This is a genomic window from Streptomyces sp. NPDC048297 (genome assembly GCF_043201585.1).
In the GTDB taxonomy this organism is placed as follows: domain Bacteria; phylum Actinomycetota; class Actinomycetes; order Streptomycetales; family Streptomycetaceae; genus Streptomyces.
In genome coordinates this window covers 1-7561 of record NZ_JBICZA010000074.1, presented here as the reverse complement: position 1 = coordinate 7561, position 7561 = coordinate 1, and the positions used below count along the sequence as shown (strand labels likewise).

The window sequence follows — 7561 nt, the reverse complement described above, 5'->3', positions numbered from 1 at the left end:
TGTCCGCTGGAACATCGGTCTTGAGCAGAGCAACGGCACGCGCCGTGGTGTTCAGGTCACGGTGCAGAGTGAGGCCCTCACCCTGTTCGTGCCGAAGGAGCGTGTCTCTGCTCTCGTTGATTCGATGCCCGAGGCCATTGATGAGCCGCTCGTGGGCGCGGAGGCGCCGGGCCGGCTGGACGAGGTCGACGATGACGATGCCATTCCGGGCAGCTGGCCCGTGGATCCGCCGTCACTGCCCAGGACCCGTACGGACGTCCCGGAACTGGACGTCGTCGATGCGCAGGACGAGTCCCGGCCGGCCGGGCGAGAGCCCGACGCCACGGATGTGGTCGATCCGCAGGATGAGTCCCGGGCGGCTGCTGAGGTGCCTGCTGGGCATGTGGAAGACGGCTCGGACGCCCAGGTCGTGGACGACGGCTCGGACGGTACGACGGAGGGGTCTGAGACTCTGTCCGTGAAGGCGCGGGGCAAGCTCCGGGACCTTAATGATTCGGGTGATCCGTCACGGGAAGGGATGCCGGACCCGGAGCCGGATCAGCAGCTTCTCTTCGCGGAGGACGATGCGGACAACGGTCTGAGCGACGTTGCCGCGGAGGCGCTTGCCGGGTTGCGTCGTGAGTTCCCGGAGAGTTGGCGGGAGTATGTGGGTGCTGCTTCGGCGCTCCTTGGTCTGCCGTTGGTGAGTCCTGACCGGATGGCGGCTCACCGTGAGGCGACGGTGCTGACCGCTGTTGCTCTGCGTGATAGTGGGGACGACACCCGTGCGCTGGTGGACCATCATGCTTCCCGTAATCCGGACAAGGGTGATCCGCCGCAGGCGGCCACGTCGCTGCTCGCTGCGTTGAATGTTGCGCTGACCGGGTTGCCGGTGGGGGAGCAGCGCCGTCTGGGTGGGTCGCGGCCGGCGGCTGATGTGCCGGGGCCGGATGAGCCGGTGGCTTCGGGTTCTGGTCTGTCGGCGGTCAGGGAGCCGGCTGATGTGCCGCTTCCGCCGAGTCGTCCGGACTCGCTCGTGAATGGTGCGCCGGAGTCCCTGACGGACGAACTCGCCCCCGTGCCCCAGGCCGCCCCGCACGCCACGGACGCGCGCCAGGACGCCGGTCCGCAGACCGTGGCAGACGCTGTGTCGCGGGCTGAGGCGGATGCCGGCCCGCAGCGTCAGGCAGACGCCAACCCGCAGGCCGAGGCGGTGGACGCCCCTGCCCGTGACACTGCGGACGCCCCCGCGCGTGACACCGCGGATGCCCCCGCCCGTGACACCGGGCAGGAGCCGCTGATCACACAGACGGTGATCGAGGCCGCGCACGAACCGCAGCCGGTCTCCACCGTCACGTCCGACGAGTGGAAGCGGCGTCTGGACGAGCGGGACGACACCCTGCTCTTCGCCCCGCCCGCAGACCTCGTGCACGCGAGTTTCAAGCAGAGCGCGGGCCCCGTGACCTTCGAACTGCCCGACGAGAGGCTCTACTCGGCCGTGCGCACGGCCATACTGAGCGGCGTTCCCAGAAGCCGCCGGGACGCCGCGCGGCGCGAGATCGACGACTGGTTCCTCTCGGAGAGCTTCGTCACCGAGCTGCCCCAGGCCATCAGCGACCGGCTCGTCCTCACCCTGTTCCCGGCCGACCGCCCCCTCGAGGTCTCAGTCCGCCTGCGTCTGGGCGACTGGCGGCAGGTCACCGACACGCACGGCCGCCCGATCGGGGACCCCTCCGGTGCGGTGGACCCCGTCTCCGAGCGACGCGAGGCGCGCACCCGGCAAGTCTTCGAGTCCGGCGACTCGGTGGCGAGCAGCAGCACGGTGGCACACGGCATGGGGCTGCCGGCCTCCCTCCTGATCAACCACGCGTTCTCCGCGGTGCCCCACCTGAACAAGCTGGGCGGTTTGGTCAACTCCGCGATCGCGGGCTACTCGGCGTCGTCGACGAGCGACGTGTCCTCGACGGCCGCGACCGCCCGCTACACCAAGGGCACCTACCGAGCCGTCGACTTCGCGTACGACGTTCTCTACGACGTCACCGTGCGCGGCCGTGGGCAGACCGACTACCAGAGCCAGGAGATCCTGGAGGCGGCCCTGGTCGGGCGCCACGACCGAAGGGCGGTCAGGAGCCGTCCCAAGCCGTCGGAGAACGTCGTCGCGGCCACGTCCGGACAGTGGCGGACCTGGCAGAGCGAGGACGCGCCGGCCACCGGGGGAACACAGCAGCCGGACGTGAGTACCGACATGCTGCGGCAGGGCATGGAAGCGGCCGAGGAGCGGCGCACTCGCGCGCGGGCGGGCGACGGCGCGTTCGACGAGTGGGACCCGCGCGTCCTGGCCGACGCGGCTGACACATCCGACGCGCCCGAGGGGGCCGTTGCGACGAGCCAGGACGATGACGGGCGCGGTGCGGTGACCGCGACGGCCGACCCCTCCGGGGTGTCCGAGCGCCCCGAGGGGGCTGTTGCGACGAGCCAGGGTGACGACGGGCGCGGTGCGGCGATCGAAACGGCTGACACCTCCGACGCGCCCGAGCGTCCCGAGGGGGTCGTGGCGACGAGCCAGGGCGACGACGGGCGCGGTGTGTCGACGACCGGGCGGCTCGTACCGCTGGCCGTCCCGCGGACCTCGCTCGTCGAGACGTTCGACCACACCGAGGACCTGCGCCGCGCCGTGTTCTCGGTCCTGCCGCACGAAGCGTCCGAGATCGGCTCCGTACAGCGGGCCGCAGTCCACGCGTTCACGTCGTCCCAGTCGATCGCCGGGTCACTGCACCAGGCGATGACGGGCGGTCACTGGTCACCGCTCTTCCACTTCAGCTCCGGAGGGCCCCTGGCGGTCGAACTGCGCACGATGTTCCACGACGCCGACGTCGTCGAGGCCGACGGCGGGGACGAGGTGGACTGGCTCACTCACCTCGACACCGAGGACACGCTGGTCGACAACGTCGCCCACCGCCGCAGTGCCGGCGACGGCGGCGGCTATTCGGGCTCGGCTCTGTGGGATTCGTCCAACGGCAAGTTCAGCACGCTCGTCGGCCTACCCGTGCTGGGCGCGCGCCGGGCGGTGAGCATCTCGGACCCGGGCCAGCAGGCCGGTTCCGTCGTCCTGCACAAGGTCAAGCTGGAAGAGGCCACGGTGGTGGTCGAGGGCCGGACCCGGACCGAGGTCCGTTCCACCGGCGGCCGGAGCGCTGTTGTGGAGGGCCGGGCCAGGCTGCGGATCCTGCTGAAGGACGCTCAGCGACTCGGACTGCTGCGCGCGCCCGCCCCCGACCCGACCGTGTCGGGTCCCAAGGCCGACGACGTCGAACTGCACGCCCGTACGTCCCCGGACCGGCGCCTGCGGATCAACCCCGCGTTCGGCAGCTGGCTTCCGCACCTGAGCCGAGTCGCCTCCCTCGACTCCTCGGACACGCGGGCGCTGTTCGACCGAGTGCTGAACGCGGTCCACAACGCGGCTCCCGGAATGCTCCCCGACAACTTGGGGACCGAGGGCGCGCAGGCGATCCACGACGCGGGGGGGCGCAGCGCGGCCCAGCTCGCCAACTTCCTGAAGGTCGCGAGTCTGGTCCGGGGCGAGTCCCTCGCTGCGCGCCTGCACGACATGATCAACGGGGGTGTGTCGGTCCTCCTCAGCGTCCCGAGGGCCACCGGCCCCCAAGAGGTGACGCTCGAACTCTCCGCGTCCTTCACGCCGGACGACTTCACACAGTCCGGCCTGTGGGACGGCAACATGGAGACGTACTACGGCAACTTCTACGAACTCCAGGGCGACCGCTCCACCGTCACCGCCGTGGAGGGCGGCTTCGACGCGCCGTTCTGGTACAACCGGCCGCCCCAGGACCGGATCCTGCACAGCGTGGGCGCCCGGATCGAACAGCGGCTGGGCGCGACCTGGGTGTCGACGACCGGCGGAGGGTTCTCCGCCGGAGGGGCATCGGGTGGCGGTTCGCGCTTCATGGGGGTCTTCGACGGCCGTGTGGACATCCGGTTCAAGGTGTCCACCGGAACCGACAACCGCGCGGCGACGGGTGCGGCGGTGACGAGTGCGGCGGTGACGTGGGCCTTGAGCGCCACATCCGCCATCGGAATGACGACCATGGCCCCGTATCCCGGCACGGTGTCCACGTCCGGGACGACGAACCAGCCCGCCGACAGCGAAGCCGCCCGGAGCAACCAGCTGGCCGACCCGGTGACCGTCCACGTCAGCCTGCTGGTGGCCGACGACCTCCTTGAGGAAAAGGGGCCGGGCGACGAGTGGTACGACTCCGTGCGCATGCGCTCGCGCCTGGACAGGGACCGCCTGGCCTACCGGGAACTGACCGGGGAGGAGGAAGTTCCCCCGGCCTTCCAGCCGGCGAACGACGAACGGCCGCCGCTCCACTCGCTCCTCCTGGCTCAGACGGGAGGCCTGCGAGGCCAGGCGGACGACCTCCTGGCCGAACTGGACCTCACCCTGGAGCCGTCAGACCGTGTGAGTCTGCACGCGACCCTGAACGCCCTCGGCCCCCGCGTCGGTGACTTCATCGGCGGAAGTTACCCCCTGTGGAACCGCGTTGTCGGCCGCGACTCCTTCGGCCTTCCGCGCAGGCTCGTGTTCGAGCTCCAGGCGAGCATCGGCACGATGACCACCAAGGGCGTGAGCCGTGGCGCCTACCAGTACGACCACACGCTGACCACCGCCGCCGTCAGCGACAGCACGACCTCCGACACGCTGGCGTTCGGCCTGGCCGGGGGCGGGAACGCGGCCTTCGCGGCCGGCGTTCACCGGGACGCCGCGTCGCACGTGCCGGTCGCCGACACGGTCGTCCCCTCGCTCGGCCTGCGGTATGCGAACGAGGCCCCCATGACCTTCTCTTCGGCGAGGGAGGGCCAGAGCGACCGGGTCGACATCACCCTGGGCGCACAGGAGATCGTGCACGCGCAGATGGTGTATCGCCTCACCGCCAAGGTGTGGTCCGAGAGCCCCGTCAACCTGGGCGGTCTGGCGCGGAACCAGCACATCGGTGAGCGGACCGGCCATCGCACACTGCCGAACGCCCCCGCCGTCATGGTCATGCCGGTGGCTCGTGCCGCCGAGATGAGGTACAGGTCGGAGATCCGCCGTGCGGTCACGGCGGCACAGGGACAGGCGCCGGCACCGGCCCCGGTGCGCTCCGTCACGACCGGCGCCGACCCGACCTCGGCACCTGAAGCACCCGAGGCGCCCCTTTCGCCCTGGACGTCCACGGACAGGCCAGGCCCCGTCGACGGCGCGCTCCCTCTGACCCTGCCGACCGACGGACTCGGACACGGCACGCTGTTCGAGATCCCCGACCTCCGGGCCAGTGTCGAGGCCAGCCGGGACACCCTCTTCTCCGTGCTCGACGCGGACCATGCCGAGCTCGTGCTGGCGAGGCTGCGCAGCCTCGCGTCCCGGCAGGGGACCAAGGCCGGACTCGAACCCATGACCTCCGGGGTGCTCAGGTTCGTCGTCCCCTACCGCGGGCCGATCTCCACGGCGCTGGCCGTGGTGACCGCGCGGATCGAACTGACGAACCCCGTCCATCTGCGGGACGCGGGCGAGGGGCACGTCGTCGAGGGCAAGAACGTGCAGCGGGACACCCAGTCCCTGTCATCGGGCCAGTCGCAGAGCTGGAGCGGGAGAGCCGGCCTCGGTTACGGGAACGGCCCTGTCGTCTCCGACGGGGTCCTCCTGCGCGGCAGCGGTGCCGGCGCCGGCTTCGCGGCCACCTACGGGCAGGGGCAGGGGCTGGGCGCCGCCACCGGCCGTTCGCGCAGCTCGGGCATGCTGAACGTCGACTGGGGACCGGCTCTCATCTCCTACGACGTCGCCGTGAACGTCGAGCTGGAACGCTACTGGGGGCTCACCGCCTCCACCGCGCTGGTCGGGCCTCTCCTGACCCACGTGGGCGCCCATTCCCGTCACACGCTCATCGACACGTCCCTCGGACAGGCGCTCACCCTCTCGTACCCCCAGCAGCTCATGGGGGCGGAAGACGACCCCTCACCGCTGCCCCGCCCGGCCCCCGTGGCCCTGCCGGCGCACGAGACGGGACCCCGGACCAGTGTGCGGCCGGCTCCCGAACAGCTCACCGAAGCGTTCCTCGGCACCGTCGCAGGTCTGCGTGATCTCCTGCGGGAGGCCGAGACGCTCGTCGGAACCGAGAGCCGGACGCTGGGCCAGACCTCCTGGCACGGCGCCAAGGCCCACCTGACGACCCGCCTCGCGACGGTCTTCAGCTTGGCCTGGATGCATCAGCGCGCGCTGCACCTGATCGCCGGCGGCGAGATCCGGGTCCCCCTCACCCTCCCGGGGGTCTTCGCCAACAGCGAGCCGACGCTCGTCCTCTCCCTCGACCACGACGGGGTGTCGGTCGCGCAGGGCCCCGGCGACGGCGCCGTCACCGGCACGCTCGTCAAGGACTTCCGCCGCGCGCACCGGGCGGTCGACCACTCGGTGAACGCGGCCCTGGACCTCAGGGGCTCGGCCTCGGGGCGGATCGACTTCGGCGCGTGGGGCAACGACATCACCCGGCCCGGTGCCGGCGTGGACGCGGGGCGCACGGCGGCTGCCGGACAGCGTGGCGGGTTCGGCAATCTGCTGGAGGGCGGCGACAAGTCGGCGGGCACAAGAGGCGAGGGCCTCGCCGATCCCGACCAGCGGCGATTCACGCGTCTCGCGCTGGAGAACGCCCGCTGGAACATCGGTCTTGTGCAGACCGACGGCACCCGCAGCGGCGTCCAGGTGAACGTGCTGAGCGAGGCGCTCACGCTCTTCGTGCCGGAGGAACGGACGCCCGCACTCCTCGAGTTGACGCCCCAGACCATCGACGAGCCGATCGTGGGCGCGGAAGCGCGGGAGGAGTCGGAATCGGATTCCGACGACATGCCCGGCGGCTGGCCCACAAACCCCCCGCCGACACCCACGACCCAACCCGACGCCACGGACGCCACGGAACCGCAGGAGCAGCACCAGGCGGCCGCCGAGGTGCCTGCGGGGACTGTGGACGCCGAGTCGGACGGTGCGCCGGAGGACTCGGAGGGGTCTGAGACTCTGTCCGAGAATGCGCGGGGGAAGCTCCGGGATCGTGATGAGACGGGCGACCCGTCGCCGGAAGCGGCGCCGGATCCGGAGCGTCTCTTCGCGGAGGAGTTTGCGGACAGCGGTCTCAGCGATCTCGGCATGGCGGTGCTCGCCCGGCTGCGTCGTGAGGCTCCTGACAGTTGGCAGAAGGACTTGCTCAACGCTTCGGCGTTCCTTGGTCTGCCGTTGGTGAGTCCTGACCGGATGACGGCTCACCATGAGGCGACGGTGTTGACCGCTGTTGCTCTGCGTGACAGTGGGGACGAGACCCGTGCGTTGGTGGATCATCATGCTTCCCGCAGGCCGGACAAGGGTGATCCGCCGCCGGCTGCCACGTCGCTGCTCGCTGCGTTGAATGTTGCGCTGACCGGGTTGCCGGTGGGGGAGCAGCGTCGTGTGGGTGGGTCGCGGCCGGCGGCTGATGTGCCGGGGCCGGATGAGCCGGTGGCTTCGGGTTCTGGTCTGTCGGCGGTCAGGGAGCCGGCTGATGTG

1 protein-coding gene and 1 pseudogene are annotated in these 7561 nt (G+C 71.0%); one reads left to right on the top strand and one right to left on the bottom strand.

The genetic code is table 11. The annotated features are described in order from the left end of the window. Positions 1-232: 232 nt before the first annotated feature. Positions 233-382, bottom strand: coding sequence for a hypothetical protein (locus tag ACGFYV_RS37320; protein ID WP_393882999.1), 150 nt, complete (start codon positions 380-382; stop codon positions 233-235). Positions 383-1015: 633 nt separating this feature from the next. Between ACGFYV_RS37320 and ACGFYV_RS37315 the strand changes: the two are divergent. After that, positions 1016-7561: pseudogene (locus ACGFYV_RS37315) on the top strand (hypothetical protein); the annotation flags it as partial.

Excerpts from the sequence above, each read along its gene's own strand:
- ACGFYV_RS37320 (WP_393882999.1), bottom strand. The coding sequence starts at position 382 with ATGCCCAGCAGGCACCTCAGCAGCCGCCCGGGACTCATCCTGCGGATC.